The sequence below is a fragment of the Microbacterium protaetiae genome (genome assembly GCF_004135285.1).
GTDB classification, from domain to species: domain Bacteria; phylum Actinomycetota; class Actinomycetes; order Actinomycetales; family Microbacteriaceae; genus Microbacterium; species Microbacterium protaetiae.
Genome location: NZ_CP035494.1, coordinates 1,610,633 through 1,625,246, shown reverse-complemented (window position 1 = coordinate 1,625,246; position 14,614 = coordinate 1,610,633). Strand labels below are relative to the sequence as shown.

Annotated in this window: 16 protein-coding genes; 5 read left to right on the top strand and 11 right to left on the bottom strand. The window is 68.9% G+C overall.

The annotated features are described in order from the left end of the window. Nucleotides 1-24 precede the first annotated feature (24 nt). Nucleotides 25-246, bottom strand: coding sequence for a ferrous iron transport protein A (locus tag ET475_RS07610; RefSeq protein WP_129388111.1), 222 nt, complete (start codon nucleotides 244-246; stop codon nucleotides 25-27). A gap of 44 nt (nucleotides 247-290) precedes the next feature. After that, the gene (locus ET475_RS07605) at nucleotides 291-1,049 is read right to left on the bottom strand and encodes a MerR family transcriptional regulator (RefSeq protein ID WP_129388109.1); all 759 of its coding nucleotides are present in this window, start codon (nucleotides 1,047-1,049) and stop codon (nucleotides 291-293) included. Between the two features lie 157 nt (nucleotides 1,050-1,206). Between ET475_RS07605 and ET475_RS07600 the strand changes: the two genes are divergently transcribed. Further along, complete coding sequence (locus ET475_RS07600; protein WP_129388107.1) at nucleotides 1,207-2,073, top strand: DUF4097 family beta strand repeat-containing protein; 867 nt, start codon at nucleotides 1,207-1,209, stop codon at nucleotides 2,071-2,073. After that, the gene (locus ET475_RS07595) at nucleotides 2,073-2,684 is read left to right on the top strand and encodes a PadR family transcriptional regulator (RefSeq protein ID WP_129388104.1); all 612 of its coding nucleotides are present in this window, start codon (nucleotides 2,073-2,075) and stop codon (nucleotides 2,682-2,684) included. The genes ET475_RS07600 and ET475_RS07595 overlap by 1 nt, the downstream gene beginning before the upstream one ends. A 1-nt stretch (nucleotide 2,685) precedes the next feature. On the opposite strand, the gene ET475_RS07590 is transcribed toward ET475_RS07595, so the two are convergent. Next, nucleotides 2,686-3,222, bottom strand: coding sequence for a universal stress protein (locus ET475_RS07590; protein ID WP_129388101.1), 537 nt, complete (start codon nucleotides 3,220-3,222; stop codon nucleotides 2,686-2,688). Nucleotides 3,223-3,385: 163 nt separating this feature from the next. Between ET475_RS07590 and ET475_RS07585 the strand changes: the two genes are divergently transcribed. Then, the gene (locus ET475_RS07585; RefSeq protein WP_129388098.1) at nucleotides 3,386-3,598 is read left to right on the top strand and encodes a DUF3073 domain-containing protein; all 213 of its coding nucleotides are present in this window, start codon (nucleotides 3,386-3,388) and stop codon (nucleotides 3,596-3,598) included. A 108-nt stretch (nucleotides 3,599-3,706) separates the two neighbouring features. Then, entirely contained in the window at nucleotides 3,707-4,267 is a 561-nt protein-coding gene (locus tag ET475_RS07580) for a DJ-1/PfpI family protein (RefSeq protein WP_129388095.1), read from the top strand. On the opposite strand, the gene ET475_RS07575 is transcribed toward ET475_RS07580, so the two are convergent. The 3 genes from ET475_RS07575 to purM form a co-directional block, all read right to left on the bottom strand. Beyond that, nucleotides 4,253-4,699, bottom strand: a complete 447-nt coding sequence (locus tag ET475_RS07575; RefSeq protein WP_129388092.1) for a TIGR02611 family protein — start codon at nucleotides 4,697-4,699, stop codon at nucleotides 4,253-4,255. The two genes, ET475_RS07580 and ET475_RS07575, sit on opposite strands and share 15 nt — an antisense overlap. Before the next feature lie 496 nt (nucleotides 4,700-5,195). Then, complete coding sequence (purF, locus tag ET475_RS07565; protein ID WP_129388085.1) at nucleotides 5,196-6,656, bottom strand: amidophosphoribosyltransferase; 1,461 nt, start codon at nucleotides 6,654-6,656, stop codon at nucleotides 5,196-5,198. Between the two features lie 6 nt (nucleotides 6,657-6,662). Continuing rightward, nucleotides 6,663-7,781, bottom strand: coding sequence for a phosphoribosylformylglycinamidine cyclo-ligase (gene purM, locus ET475_RS07560; protein ID WP_129388082.1), 1,119 nt, complete (start codon nucleotides 7,779-7,781; stop codon nucleotides 6,663-6,665). 93 nt (nucleotides 7,782-7,874) lie between these two features. Here purM and ET475_RS07555 point away from each other — a divergent pair, with 93 nt between their 5' ends. Next, nucleotides 7,875-8,483 carry a zinc-binding alcohol dehydrogenase gene (locus ET475_RS07555; RefSeq protein ID WP_129388080.1) on the top strand — a complete coding sequence of 203 codons (609 nt, stop codon included), beginning with the start codon at nucleotides 7,875-7,877 and terminating at the stop codon, nucleotides 8,481-8,483. A gap of 27 nt (nucleotides 8,484-8,510) precedes the next feature. Here ET475_RS07555 and ET475_RS07550 read toward each other — a convergent pair whose 3' ends face one another. The 5 genes from ET475_RS07550 to ET475_RS07530 form a co-directional block, all read right to left on the bottom strand. Then, complete coding sequence (locus ET475_RS07550) at nucleotides 8,511-8,879, bottom strand: potassium transporter Trk (RefSeq protein WP_129388077.1); 369 nt, start codon at nucleotides 8,877-8,879, stop codon at nucleotides 8,511-8,513. Nucleotides 8,880-9,077: 198 nt separating this feature from the next. After that, on the bottom strand, nucleotides 9,078-9,866 hold the full coding sequence (locus ET475_RS07545) for a heme ABC transporter ATP-binding protein (protein WP_129388074.1): 789 nt from the start codon (nucleotides 9,864-9,866) through the stop codon (nucleotides 9,078-9,080). After that, nucleotides 9,863-10,963 carry a FecCD family ABC transporter permease gene (locus ET475_RS07540; protein ID WP_129388071.1) on the bottom strand — a complete coding sequence of 367 codons (1,101 nt, stop codon included), beginning with the start codon at nucleotides 10,961-10,963 and terminating at the stop codon, nucleotides 9,863-9,865. The genes ET475_RS07545 and ET475_RS07540 overlap by 4 nt, the downstream gene beginning before the upstream one ends. Further along, a complete protein-coding gene (locus ET475_RS07535; protein WP_129388067.1) occupies nucleotides 10,960-12,033 on the bottom strand; it encodes a heme/hemin ABC transporter substrate-binding protein in 1,074 nt (357 codons plus the stop codon). The genes ET475_RS07540 and ET475_RS07535 overlap by 4 nt, the downstream gene beginning before the upstream one ends. Before the next feature lie 88 nt (nucleotides 12,034-12,121). Continuing rightward, on the bottom strand, nucleotides 12,122-14,605 hold the full coding sequence (locus ET475_RS07530) for an HtaA domain-containing protein (protein ID WP_129388064.1): 2,484 nt from the start codon (nucleotides 14,603-14,605) through the stop codon (nucleotides 12,122-12,124). Nucleotides 14,606-14,614: the final 9 nt, after the last annotated feature.

Sequence of the window (14,614 nt, the reverse complement as noted above, 5' to 3'; positions counted from 1 at the left end):
CTCCACCCGGCCGCGATGCACGACTCAGCGTGCGCGGCGCGGGGGCGGTTCGGGCACGCGGATCGCGTGGGTCACCGCTTCCAGGGGCACCGTGACCATGCCGCGACGCGTCTCGACGACACACGCCTCGGGCGTGAGCTCACGCAGATAGCCGAGCGCGTCGGTCCATCCGTCATCGACCCGTCGACGCACCGTCACCCGCGTGCCCAGGGCGCACGAGCGCAGGAACGCGACGGGATCGGGCATGCCGCCAGCCTAGCTTCGGGTCGTGTGCACCCGACCCGAAGTAGCTAGAGCCGCGCCTGTGCATAGACGCCGAGCGCGTCGCGCACGAACGTCGCGCCATCGGCCCCGCCGTAGTTGGCGGCGAACCGCGGGTCGGCGACGTACATGTCGCCCAGACCGAGCACGTATGCCTTCACGTCACCACCGGATGCCGCTGCCGGCGTGCTCGGAATGCCGCGCAGCCACTGCACGTGGCGCTCTGCCAGTGCTTGGGCCTCGGCCGAGTCGGTCGCGATGCCGCGGGATGCGGCATCCCGCCACCCGGCGTTCAGGTCGGCGACCTGCTGCTGCCATGCGGCCCGTTCCGAGTCGGTCATTCCGCGCCACCAGCTGTCGCCACGCGCATACGCGTCGGCGCCCCAGCGCTCGGTGACCTCGTCACGGTGTTGCGTGTGGTCGAATCCGTCGAACATCTTCTCTGCCATGGGTTTCTCCCCTCCTTTCAGAGCATCGATCGTCGACGAGACGGCGGCGATCTGCCGGTCCAGACGCGACTTCTCCTGCCGCAGCAGGTCGAGATGCGCGCTCAGTGCGCGCAGTTCCGACGTCTCACGGTCCAGGACCTCGGCGATCTGCGGCAGCGCGAGCCCGAGTTCGCGCAGCAGCAGAATGCGCTGCAGCCGCACGAGCGCGCTCTCGTCGTACCGCCGGTATCCGTTGCCGCCCACGCGGGTCGGCGGCAGCAGCCCGATCGCGTCGTAGTGACGCAGGGTTCTGCTCGTCGTTCCGGTGAACGTGGCCACTTCGTGGATCGACCAGTCCATCTCGTCCTCCTTCCGTTCTCCACGCTAAAGGTTGACGCTGCGTCAATGTCAACTACCGGCATCCTCACCCCCGCTCCAAAAAGAGTTGCCATCGCGATATATCGTGTTACTCTTGGTAGACGCGATATATCGCGAACCACTCACATTGGAGCAACACATGACCCTGGAGAAGTGGCTCATCCAACCGGGCCAGACACGCATCATCGACATCGAAGACGTCCGCAAGCTCAAGATCGGACTCATCGGCGGCCAGATCGACGTCGTCGCACATGACGAACCCAGCCTGCGCATCGAGGTGCACGCGGTCTCTGGCAAAGACCTGCGCATCGAGTCGGTCGACGGCAGCGTCGAGATCGACCACCCCCAGCTCGGCTGGGACAACTTCCTCGATGTGTTCCGCAATTTCGGATCGAACGGACCGAAGGCCGAGATCAGCGTCGCCGTCCCTCGCGAGGTCGCCCTCACGCTCGGCGTCGTCAGTGCCAGCGCACTGATCAGCGGCCTGCGCACCGCTGCCCGACTGAACACCGTCTCGGGCGACCTTCTTGTCGATGGGCTCACCGGCGACCTGACCGTCAACGCCGTCTCGGGCGATGTGCAGATTCGAGGGCTCACCGGTGCCTTGACCGCCAACAGCGTGTCGGGCGACATCGCCGCCACCGGCGCGCTCAGCAGAACTGTCGTCGACACCGTGTCGGGTCCGGTGCTCATCGACAGCACCGGACCGGTCAACCGCATCTCGCTGAACACTGTCAGCGGCGATGCCACCATTCGGCTCGACGACCAGCTGTCAGCGAATTATGTGGTGCGCAGCGTCAGCGGGCAGGTGCTCATCGATGGCGTCGTGCGCTCGGGCCAGGGCAACGGTCCGGTCACCAACTACACGGGCACGACCGGCGACCTGTCGGGCAGCTTCGCCGACATTCGCACGAACTCGGTGTCGGGCAACCTCTCGGTGCTGCGCCGCACGGTTGCCGACACGACGACGGATGCCGCAGCCGACCCCGATGAGGAGGAATGGTGATGACCCCGGTCTTCTCACACGGCGACCTGCGCCTGTATCTGCTGAAGCTGCTCGATGAGCAGCCACGGCACGGATACGACCTGATCCACGCCCTGACCGACCGCACGGGCGGCACCTATACGCCCAGCGCCGGCACTATCTACCCCCGGCTGGCCAAGCTTGAAGAAGAGGGCCTGGTCACCAAGAGCGTGGACGGGCGCAAGACGATCTACGCCATCACCGACGCCGGCCGAGCCGAGGTCGCCGGCCGAGCCGACGAGTTCGACGGGATCGAGGCCGGCCTCGCCGACTCGGTACGCCTGATCGCCGACGAGGTGCGCGGCAGCGTGCGCGAGGCGATGAAGAGCCTGCGCGCCGACCTGGCCGCTGCCGCACATGACGAGCGGCGCGCAGCGCCGGCCGACACCTCGCGGGCCGACGACCCGCGAGTGCGCGCGCGCGAGCAGTTGCAGCGCGCCGATGCCGCGATAGGTGCTTTCCGCGCGCAGGTGCGCACAGATCTGCGCTCGCATGTCGCGCGCGGCGGCCGGCTCGAGGCATCCCTCGTCGACGAACTCAGCCGCGCCCTCGACGAGGCCGCGCGTGCGGTCACCCGGGCGCTGCGCGGGTGAGTCAGCCTTCGAAGTCCTGGTCGTCGTCGAGAAGCTGTCCGGTCGGGACGACCAGGACCGGGCGCGTCTGCCGGTGCGCCAATCGCACCGCGACCGAGCCGGTGAAGAACTCGCGGATCGACTCACCGAGCCCCTGCTTGCGCGTGCCCACCACGATCAGCCGCGCGCGCACCTCGTCGGCGAGCTTCTTCATCGCCAGTGCAGGGTCGCCTACGAGCCAGCGCAGCGACCACTCGACATCGCACCCCTCAAGGGCCGCCGAGGTCTCGTCGGTCACCTGCTTCACCTCGCTCTCGCGCCCGACCGCCGCCAGGTCGATGGCGGCCGTCTGCACCGAGCCGTCGGGGTCTTCGTACGCCACGAATCGGGTCACGTCGACGTTGACGACCAGGAGAGGAACGCCGAACGCCTTCGCATACCGCGCAGCCTCTTTGACGACGCGCGGCGACTGTCCCGCCACGACTCCCACGAGCACCGCGCCCGTCGGCTGCGCACCGGTCTCGGACGGGGATGGGGTGGCGGATGCCTCGTCGGACATATATCTCGCTGCCTCTCGTTCGCAACCGGCCGCGCGGGGCCGGAATTCAGGCCGTCCGGCACCGCGCGTGATATCCTGAATGCTACTCTTGCCGGTTGATGCCGGACATCGTGAACACGTCGGGCCGGCACTGCCCGCGACTTGAACCGTAAGGGGGTCTCGCATGGGGCGTGGCCGTCAGAAGGCGAAGCACACAAAGATCGCCCGCGAACTCAAGTACGACACCTATAACGTGAACTTCACCGCGCTCGAGCGTGAGCTGGGACACCCCGGCGACGACGGCGGCGAAGAGTACGTCGACAAGTGGTCGGACGAGTACGCCGACGACGAAGACGACGAAAGCGCGGGCTCGTACCAAGAGCGTCAGCAGGCGTAGCGCGTCTTCCGCGGCATCCCGCTGAAGACTTTTCGTGAGCCGACACGGTGCGCGTTGCCGTGGGATGCCGCATCCTTGAGACAGACACTGTCGTCGAAAGGAGCCGCCATGGCTGACAAGATCCTCATTCTCACCGGAGACGCCGCCGAGACCCTCGAGGTGTTCTATCCGTATCACCGCCTGCAAGAGGCCGGATACGAGGTGCACATCGGTGCCCCCGAGAAGCGCAAACTGCAGTTCGTCGTGCACGATTTCGTGGACGGCTTCGACACGTACACCGAGAAGCCCGGCCACACCTGGGATGCCGACGTCGCCTTCGCCGATGTGAACCCCGACGACTATGTCGCCATCGTGGTGCCCGGTGGCCGGGCGCCCGAGTACATCCGCAACAACGCCGATGCCCAGCGCATCGTGCGGAACTTCTTCGACAACGACGCCCCGGTGGCGGCAACGTGCCACGGTCCGCTGCTGCTGGCGGCATCCGGAGTTCTGAAGGGCCGCACCACCTCGGCATATCCCGAGCTGGCGATCGACGTCACCACGGCGGGCGGCGTGTTCGAGAACGGCGGCGCGGTCGTCGACGGCAACCTCGTCTCGGCGCGGGCATGGCCCGACAACGGCACCTGGATGAAGGCGTTCCTCGAGCTGCTCGCCTCACGCGGCGTCTGAACGCTCCGGCTCGTCCGCCGCGGCGACTGAACGCTTTGGTGCGTCCGCCGCGGCGTCTGAACGCTTTGGTGCGTCCGCCGCGGCGACCCGGGCCGCCCGGCGGGCGGCGCGGCGTGCGTGCCACCAGGCCCAGAACCGGGCCAGCGTGCGCTTGAGCCACAGGTTGAGCCGGTGCGCCCAGACGAACTCGGTGCCCAGCAAGGCGAGCCCGGCGAACACGACGAGCCAACCGGGCCCGGGCAGCGGCACCATGACGAGGCCGCCCAGCGCCAGCAGCGTGCCGATGATCGCGATGCCGATGCGGTAACCGCGCTCGAGTCGTCGGTGCCGCGACAGCCAACGGCGCGCGCGTCGCATGCCGCGGCGCACGGGACCGCCAGGCTTGTCGACGACGGCGACATCAGAACGAGTGACCCGTTCGAACTGCCTCATGGGCGCGGATGCTATCGCCATGGGCAGACGCTAGCAACGGGACTCGAACGTGGGCTGTGAATCGGCGGCGGGGTGGCGGGGCGGCAGCGGCGGCGGCCGCGGCGGGGCGGCAGCGGCGCGGCGGCAGCGGCGCGGCGGCGCGGCGCCGGGCCACCCGCCGGCGTTCGTCTCGCAGGACGTTTCGGCCAAGCCCCACAGACACGCCGGGCGACACGCCCGGGATCGCAATTCCATCCTGCGAGCCGAACAGGATGCCGCGACACATCGCCTCGCCGGCGAGGTGAACGGGACCCCCGCGCCTCAGAACTCCCGCGAGCCGAACAGGATGCCGCGGCCCGGCGCCCAGCCGCCCACCGATGTTCATCTCGCAGGACGTTTCGGCCAAGCCCCGCAGACACGCCGAGCGACACGCCCGGGATCGCAATTCCATCCTGCGAGCCGAACAGGATGCCGCGGCACATCGCCTCTCCGGCGAGGCGAGCGCGACGCCCCCGCCTCAGGACTCCTGCGAGCCCTCGACCCAGGCGAGGTACTCGTCGGTGACGGTGCCGGTGACATACCGCCCGTCGAAGCAGCTCAGGTCGAGGTCTTCCAGGTCGGAGCCGTCGATGATGGCGTCTTTGAGGTCATCGACCTCCTGGTAGACCAAGTGGTCGCAGCCCAGCTCGGTGGCGATCTCGGGGATCGTCCGGCCGTGCGCGACGAGCTCCTGCGGCGAGGGCATGTTGATCCCGTACACGTGCGGGTACCGCACGGGGGGCGCGGCCGACGCGAACGTGACCGATGCGGCTCCGGCATCCCGTGCCATCTGGATGATCTGCTTGCTCGTCGTGCCCCGCACGATCGAGTCGTCGATGAGCAGCACGTTCTTGCCCTGGAACTCGCTCGACATCGCGTTCAGCTTCTGCCGCACCGACTTCTTGCGCACCGCCTGCCCGGGCATGATGAACGTGCGCCCGATGTAATGGTTCTTGTAGAAGCCCTCGCGGTACTCGATGCCCAGCACCCGGGCGACCTCCATGGCGGCGGGCCGCGACGAGTCGGGGATCGGCATGACCACATCGATGTCGTCGACCGGAGTGTGCTTGGCGATGGTCGCGGCGAGCTTGGCGCCCATGCGCAGGCGCGCGTCGTACACCGAGACGCCGTTCATCACCGAGTCGGGACGCGCCAGGTACACATACTCGAACGAGCACGGCACCAGCTGCGGGTTCTCGGCGCACTGCTGCGAGTACAGCTCGCCGGCGTTGCTGATGAACACGGCCTCGCCGGGCGCTATCTCGCGCACGATCTCGTAGTCGCCGTTCTCGAGCACGAGCGACTCGCTGGCCACGACCCACTCGTCACCGGCCAGCGCCGCGGTGCGCCGGCCCAACACCAGCGGGCGGATGCCGAACGGGTCACGGAAGGCGAGCAGTCCGTATCCGGCGATGAGCGCGATGACGGCATACGCGCCCTCGATGCGCTTGTGCGTGCGGGCGACGGCCTCGAAGATGCGGGCCGGTTCGAGGTCGACGGGGCTCGTGGTCTCTTGCAGCTCGCTGGCCAGCGCGTTCAGCAGCAGCTCGGTGTCGCTCGACGAGTTGAGGTGGCGGCGATCGCGGTGCGCCATGTCGTCGGCCAACTCACGCGTGTTGGTGAGGTTTCCGTTGTGGATGAGCACGATGCCGTACGGCGAGTTGACGTAGAAGGGCTGCGCTTCTTCTTCGCTCGAGGCGGCCCCGCGGGTGGCGTAGCGCACGTGCCCGAGCCCGACGTTGCCCAGCAGCGAGCGCATGTCGCGGGTGCGGAAGCTCTCGCGCACCATGCCCTGCGCCTTGCTCATATGGATGACGCCGCCCGGCTCGGCGGTCGCTATGCCTGTGGCATCCTGCCCCCGGTGCTGCAGCAGCAGCAGGGAGTCATAGATGTCCTGGTTGACCGGGCCCCGCCCGACCATGCCGACGATGCCGCACATCTGCTGTTACTTCGCCCCGTCTTTGTACGTGCCGACCAGGCGCACGGCGCCGCCGTCGACGCCCTTGGCACCCTCGACCCATTCCCCGTCGGCGCGGGTGCCCGAGCAGACGACGCCGACCTGCCAGGTGTCGATTCCGGCCGCGGTGAGGGTGGATGCCGCATCCGCCGCGACGGCGGCATCGACGACGGCGAGGAACCCGACGCCGAGGTTCCAGGTGCCCTCGGTCTCGATAAGGTCGAGTTCGCCCAACTCGGCGAGCACTCGGAACACCGCAGCCGGCGACCACGTCGAGCGGTCAAGGTCGACCCAGACGCCCTGGGGCAGAACCCGGGCGAGGTTGGCGGCGATGCCGCCGCCGGTGACGTGACTGAGTGAGTGGATGCCGCCTCCCAGCCGATCGATCAGTGCCAACAGTGGCGTCGTATACAGGCGGGTGGGCTCCAGCAGGGCCTCGCCCCACGTCGTGCCCAGCTCGGTGCTGCGGTCTCCGTAGCTGACGCCGGCGCCGGCGACGATGTGGCGCACCAGCGAATAGCCGTTCGAGTGCAGGCCGCTCGAGGCCAGAGCCAGCACGACATCGCCCGTGCGCACCCGCTCGGCACCCAGCACGCGGTCGGCCTCGACTACGCCGGTGGCGGCCCCCGCCACGTCGTAGTCGTGGACGCCCAGCAGGCCGGGGTGCTCGGCGGTCTCGCCGCCGACCAGTGCCGTACCGGTCATCTCACAGCCCCGGGCGATGCCCGAGACGATGTCGGCGATGCGGGCAGGCACAACCTTGCCGCACGCGATGTAGTCGGTCAGGAACAGGGGGGTCGCGCCCACCACGACGATGTCGTCGACGACCATGCCGACGAGGTCTTCGCCGATGGTGTCGTGCTTGTCGATCGCCTGCGCGATGGCGACCTTGGTGCCCACGCCGTCGGTGCTGGTCGCCAGCAGCGGATGCGCGTATTCGCGCAGTGCCGAGGCGTCGAAGAGTCCGGCGAATCCGCCTACTCCGCCGAGTACCTCGGGCCCGTGGGTACGACGGACGGCCGACTTCATCAACTCGACCGCGAGATCACCCGCGGCGGTGTCGACTCCGGCTTGTGCATAGGGGTTGGCGGGAGAGGGCGCGGCCACGTGACAAGCCTACCCGGGCGGTCGCTGTGCAGAAGCCGGATGGGGCGTGATCTGACCGGGTCGCAGCGCGTGCGTCCGCCCTACAATGGCGGCATGCACAGCGACGACCCCGGGTGGGTGATCAACGAGGGCGCCGACACGGCGGTGCTCGTCGCGCTGTGCCTTCGCCAACTCGTGGGAATTCGCGCCCCCGACGAGCTGCCTCATCTGCGCGGCATCCCCCCGCGCGTGAACGACCGCGGCACCGAGGCGCAAGACGCGCTGGAGCGCCAGTGGACTGCCTACTGGGAGATGACCGTCGAGCCGCGTGCGCACCCGTCGACGGTGCCGCTCGACCTCATCGACGGCTTCGAGACCCTGGTGGCGCTGCCGGTGCGGGGCTTCGATGAGCTGCGGCGGGCGATAGCCCCGCACGCCGCCGAAGCGATGGCTGCGGCCGCCGATATGCACACGCGATATAGAAAGGTGTCCACCGCCAAGCCGGGAACGTCGTACCGCGCCTACGCGGGCGCCATCGCCGAGCATGAGCGACAGGTCGGGCGCCGCGCGCATCCGTTCGAATTGAACGTGCAGGTTCTGCCGCTGACCCAGCGCGGAGTGTGGTGGATCGGAGCGCTCACGGTCGCCGTGACCGACGGACTGCGGCAGGATGTCGCCGCCTTCGACGCGGCCATCCACCCGATCATCGCCGAACTGGCGTGAGAACGCGACGCCGCAGCGCGGTGGGCGTCAGTCGACAGTCGTGACCCGCTCGCGGTCGACCTGCACCTGGCGGGTGCGACGACCGACGGTTCGTTCGAGGATGAGGGCGACCACGCCGCCCACTGCCACGCCGACGACACCGCAGATGAGGGCGAGGAACCCGAAGATCTGACCGCTCGTGTAGCTGACGGCGCTGTAGGCGCTCTGTTCGCTGCCCGACTCGTCAAAGACTCCGAAGCCATAGGTGAGGATCACGGCGACGGCGATTCCGACCGCGGCGCCGAGCACCAGGAAAACGATCATCTTGGGCGCGCGGCGCACGCTGACGGTCTCGACGCTCTCCTCGATCAGCTCCGTGGGAGCAGAGGGTGCGGGCTTGTTCGCCTGTTCGGCCATGGTTCCATTGTCTCACTGCGCAATGTCTCACTGGGCAAAGCAGCCAGCACCGCCACGGCCGCTGCCGGCGACCGGGGGACCGGGGCACTCGGCATCGGCCGTTCAGAACTCCTCGGATTCGCTGCGGTCGGCACCCAACGGGGCCCAAAACGGGCACCGGCGCACGATTCTGACGGAGTTCTGAACGCGACCCCGGCTTCACCGTACGACGAAGGCCCCGCGGCGCGGGGCGACGCGCACGCGCCCGCCGTGTTCGAACACCTCGATCGGGGTACCGTACACCTCGCTCAGCAGTTCACCGGTGCATACCTCGGCCACCGTCCCTTCGGCACGCACGCGTCCCTGATGCATGAGCACCAGGTGATCGGCGTAGGCGGCCGCGGCGTCGAGGTCGTGCAGCACGACGGCCACGGCCGCTCCATCTGCGGCCACGGCGCGCATGAGCGACAGCGTGGCCTCGGCGTGGGCGACATCCATCGCCGCAGTCGGCTCATCCAGTAGCACGACCGAGTGCTCCCCCACCGGCGTGGCCTGTGCGATGACCCGCGCGAGCGCGGTCAGCTGCCGCTCTCCGCCCGAGAGCGTCGTGATCTCGCGCTCGGCAAGGTGCTCGAGACCGGTCTGCGCGAGGGCCTCGGCCACGATGCGGTCATCGCGCGTCGGATCGGACGGCCAGGCGGTGCGCCCGAGGCCGACCACTTCGCGCACCGTGAAGGGAAAGGCGACCGTCGTGTCCTGCGGCATCACGGCGCGGCGACGTGCGGCCTCTTTCACGGGAATGCGCGCGAGGTGGTCGCCGCCCAGCCGCACCTCGCCGACGTCGGGCCGCCGGTGCCCGGCGGCGACCGCCAGCAGCGTCGACTTGCCGGCGCCGTTCGGGCCGATGATGGCCGTGACACGCCCCGCATCCACGTGGAGTGACACGTCGTCGAGGATGTCGCGCCGCCCGATGGTGACGCCGATGTGGGTGAGCGCGAGATCGGTCATGCGCGCACCCCCTGCCCGCGCAGCGTGCGACGCAGAAGAACAAGGAACAGTGGACCGCCGACCACGGCGGTGAAGATGCCGATCGGCAGGTCGGCGAACGGGATGATGGTGCGGGCGGCGATGTCGGCCAGTCCCAGCAGCACGGCGCCGCCCAGCGCCGACAGCGGCACCAGGTAGCGATGCGACGGCCCGACGATGAGCCGGATGGCATGCGGCACTATCAGCCCGACGAAAGCGATCATGCCGCCGAAGGCGACGGCGACTCCGCTGAGCAGGCACGACAGCAGGATCGCCGCAACGCGCAGGTGCTCGACCCGCACCCCGCTGGCCGACGCCGAGGTGTCGCCGAGAGCGAGCACATCCAGCGGGCGGCGGATCAGGAGGCATCCGACGAAGCCGACCAGGAACACCGCCGCGATCGTCGCGACCGATGGCCATGTTGCATCGGCGAGGGTGCCGAGCTGCCAGAAGATGACCTGTTCCCGCGACGACGTGTCGCCGAGAAAGATGAGAAAGCTCGTGATGGCCGTCGAGATCGCGTTGATGGCGATGCCGGTGAGCACGAGCGTGAGCACCGCCGCTTTGCCGCCCGTGCGGGCCAGCGCCCACACGATAAGGGTGACCACGAGCGCTCCGGCGAAGGCGGCCAGTGGCAGCATCCACGGCGCCACGGCGGCGAAGCCGAGCACGATGACCGCAGTCGCGCCGATCGAGGCCCCCGAGTTCACGCCGATGATGCTGGGCTCGGCCAGCGGATTCGCGAACACGCCCTGCATCACCGCGCCAGCGACGGCCAGGCACGCGCCGGCGAGCAGGGCGAGGGCGGCGCGCGGAAAGCGGATCTGCCAGAGCACGGCGCCCGCGCGGGTGGCATTGGGATCCTGCCCGGCGAACACAACCTTGGTGAACGCGTCGACAACCTCGCCCGGGGTGGCCGCGAATTGACCGACCGTCGCCGACAGCAGCACGACGCCGATGACGGCGACGGCAAGCACCGCGGCCACGATCGCGGCGCGCACCGCACGCGTGGACCGGCGCCGCGCGGGAGTGGATGCCGCGGCGACGCGTGCGTCGGGAAGAGTATCCAAGCCCGTCATGAGGCGGCCGTATAGATGGCTTCGGCGAGCGCGACGAGGTTCTGTGGCGTGCGCGGGCCGTACGAGAGCAGCTGACTGTCGGCGGCGGTGACGAGGCGCTTGTTCTGCCCGGCCGTCGTCGCCGACACCCCGGGGCGCTTCAGAAAGGCATCGACCCCACCTGCCGATTCGATGCCGTTGGTCATGGCGAGGATGATCTCGGGGTCGAGGGTCACGAGCGCTTCGGCGTTCGCAGGCTTCAGACTCGTGATGCCGTTGGTCCCCGCGGCATCCTCCAGCCCCAGCGCCTCGATGAGGTCACTGGCGCCATAGTCCGAACCCATGATGAAGAAGATGCCGCCGGTGCCGCGAACGTACAGCACGACGGTGCGCGGGGCGCGCGTGGTGGCCGCCTTCAGCTGCGCGATCTGGCTGCGGGCGTCGTCGAGAGCGGCAGTGGTGTGATCGATCAGCTGCTGCGCGGCATCGGCCACGCCGAACGTCGCACCGACCTGCGCTATCGCGTCGGCGATGCCGTCGAGGTGCGGCACCTGCGCGAAGCGCATCACGGTGACGCCCGCCGCTTCGAGCTGGCGATACGATGCCGCCGAGCCGATGGTGATGTTGGTGAGCACGAGGTCGGGATGCAGGTCGAGCACGGCCTCGACGTTCAGGTCGATGCCATCGCGGCTGACCACGGGCAGGTCGGCCAGTGCCTTCTGGGTGTCTGACATCGCGCGGCCCACCAGGCGGTCCTGCAGGCCCAGGCCGATGACCGTGTCGGTGAGCGTGCCGTACAGATCGAGCGCTATGACGCGGTCGGCGGTGGTGACGGTGACCTTCGTGCCGTCGGCGTCGGTCACGGTCGCCGGCAACTGCGGGGCCGCGTCGGTGATGACCGGCTGCATGTCGGGAATGGTCTCGGCTTCGACCGGACCGGTCAGCGACAGCGCGTCGACCGCGTCCGACGCCACCGTCGAGGTGGGGGATGCGGCATCCGTCGTCGTTGCGGAGGGCGCCGGGGATGCCGCGCACCCCGTGGCCAGCAGGGCAGCGGCCAGCAGCAGCGCGGCCACGCGTACTCGTTTCATGAACACCTTCTCAGCAATGCCAGAGGCAGGTCGCCGCGCTGGGCCCTCAGAAGCGGGCTTCGGGCGCGGGCGACCTGCCTGCGGCGTGTTATCGGCGTGCCGCCGTCGCGCGACGGATCACCACGGTCAGCAGCAACAGGCCCGCCACCAGCGGAATCCAGCCCCACTGGCCGGCACCGGCCTCGGCGACGGGCGCACCGCCCGTGTTCACCGCGAAGCCTGACGCCGTCAGCGACGGACCCACATAGGCGCTGCCGTCAGCGTTGACCCGGTTGCCGTCAGCGTCGTAGCAGACCTTCTGTGTCGTTGCCGCGCGTGCGCCCGAGAACGACACCGTGAGAGCGTCGAACGACTCACCCGCGGAGTAGAACCCCGCGAACGCCTCGGCACCGGCGGCCGTGAGCGTCACCGACGCGGTGCCGCCGGTCGCCGACGCCGACGAGAACTGCAGGTTCGCGAAGGTGATCGAGCTGTTCGAGACGGTGCCACCCTCGAGGGTCTTCGAGTTCACGGCGAGCACGAGCACGCCGGTGCGTGCACCGGTGATCTGCACCCGCGGGTTAGAGAGGGTGGTCTCCAGCGCCCCGTCATGCCCGGTGAAGTGCACCGAACCGGGGAAGCTCACCGTGCCCTGACCCGACGAGGCCAGCGTGTCTGTTCCCGATCCCCACGTGAAGGTGCTGCCGCTGCGGGCGGCCCCGTTCGAAGCGGTGACGCTGCCGTTGGCGATGCCGCCGCCGATGTAGCTGACGAACGACGACTTCACGCCCCACGACAGGTGCGGCGTGCCCGCTGTGGCGGGGACGGTCTGCGTCGTGCATGTCACCTGTGCGGTGGGGGTGAGGGTCTTCGAGCCGGATGCCGCAGCCACCGTGAAGGGAACACGAACCGTTCCGCTGGCCGCCGTGAGGACGACCTCGTGGGCGCCGGTGGCGAATCCGGCCGGCACCGTCCAGGTGAACGACACCGCACCGGTCGCCGAAGCCGTCTTGGAGCCGAGCGACACCGGATCGGAGTGGACAGCAGCGCTCACCCGCTCGCCCGCGGCGAACCCGGTCGCCGAGACGACGAGCTTGCCGCCGGTCTTCACCGTCGAACCCCCCGAGATCGCGGCCTTCGGTCCGGTCGTGCCCGGCTCGGTCGTGCCCGGGTCCGTCGCGCCAGGGTCGGTCGTGCCCGGGTCGGTCTCGCCCGGGTCGGTCTCGCCCGGATCCGTGGCCGAGGAGAGCGCCTTGCGCTGAGCGTCGGTCAACTCGACAGCCTTCGCATCGAGCAGAGTGTCGGCCGTGATAGTGCCGTGCGCAACCCAGACGATCACCTCATACGAAGCGGTCGCATCAAGCTTGGCCACCGGAGCCACCAGGTCGGTCGCCCACGCGCCATCGGTGATCGATCCGCTCCAGATGTAGTTCACGGCCGGCGCCGCCGTGGTATCGGCGTTGAGCTGCTCATCGGTCATTGTCACATCACGCAGAGCGACATACACCCCGGCGTTGTCCTTACCCGTCGACGCCTTCGGCAGATCGGTATAACCACTGCCGGTCACATGCAGCTTCAGACCATCCGCATCCGCAGAGCTGACGGCGACCGTCGTCTTCCAGCTCTGGCCCGGGTCGGTCTGACCCGGGTCAGTCTCGCCCGGGTCAGTCTCGCCCGGGTCAGTCTCGCCCGGGTTGGTGCCGGGGTCGGTGGCCGGGAACAGCGCCTCGTGCTGAGCGTCGGTCAACTCGACAGCCTTCGCATCGAGCAGAGTGTCGGCCGTGATCGTGCCGTGCGCAACCCAGACGATCACCTCATACGAAGCGGTCGCATCAAGCTTGGCCACCGGAGCCACCACATCCGTGCTCCACGCGCCATCGGTGATCGATCCGCTCCAGATGTAGTTCACGGCCGGCGCCGCCGTGGTATCGGCGTTGAGCTGCTCATCGGTCATCGTCACATCACGCAGAGCGACATACACCCCGGCGTTGTCCTTACCCGTCGACGCCTTCGGCAGATCGGTATAACCACTGCCGGTCACATGCAGCTTCAGACCCTCCGCATCCGCAGAGCTGACGGCGACCGTCGTCACCGGCTGCGGCTTCGGCGTCGGGAACAGCGCCTCGTGCTGCGCGTCGGTCAGCGCGACCGGCTGCGTGGCGAGCTTGCTCGCATCGGTCACGTATCCGTGCGCAACCCAGACGATCACCTCGTACGAGGCGTCGGCCGCGAGAGTGTCGACGGATGTCTGCAGGTCTGCCGTCCACGCTCCCCCGACGATGACCGGCACGTACGCCGTGACGACAGCCTCCGTCTGCACATCGTCGTCGCTGACCGTGACATCACGCAGCGCGACATAAATACCCGCGGTCGGGCCGCCGACGGCTGGAGGCAGGTCGGTGTAACCCGCGCCGGTCACATGCAGCTTCAGGCCGTCTGCCTGGGATGCCGCCGTCACATCGACGGTCGTCTGTCGCGCGGGAGCATCCGCCGCATAGGCGGGTGCGGTGACAGCGAGTCCGGCAGCGGCCAGGGCCAGGGCCGCCAGCCCTGCCGCAGCTCGGCGCCACCGGTTCGGGTGGTGATGTCGCATCGGAGATCT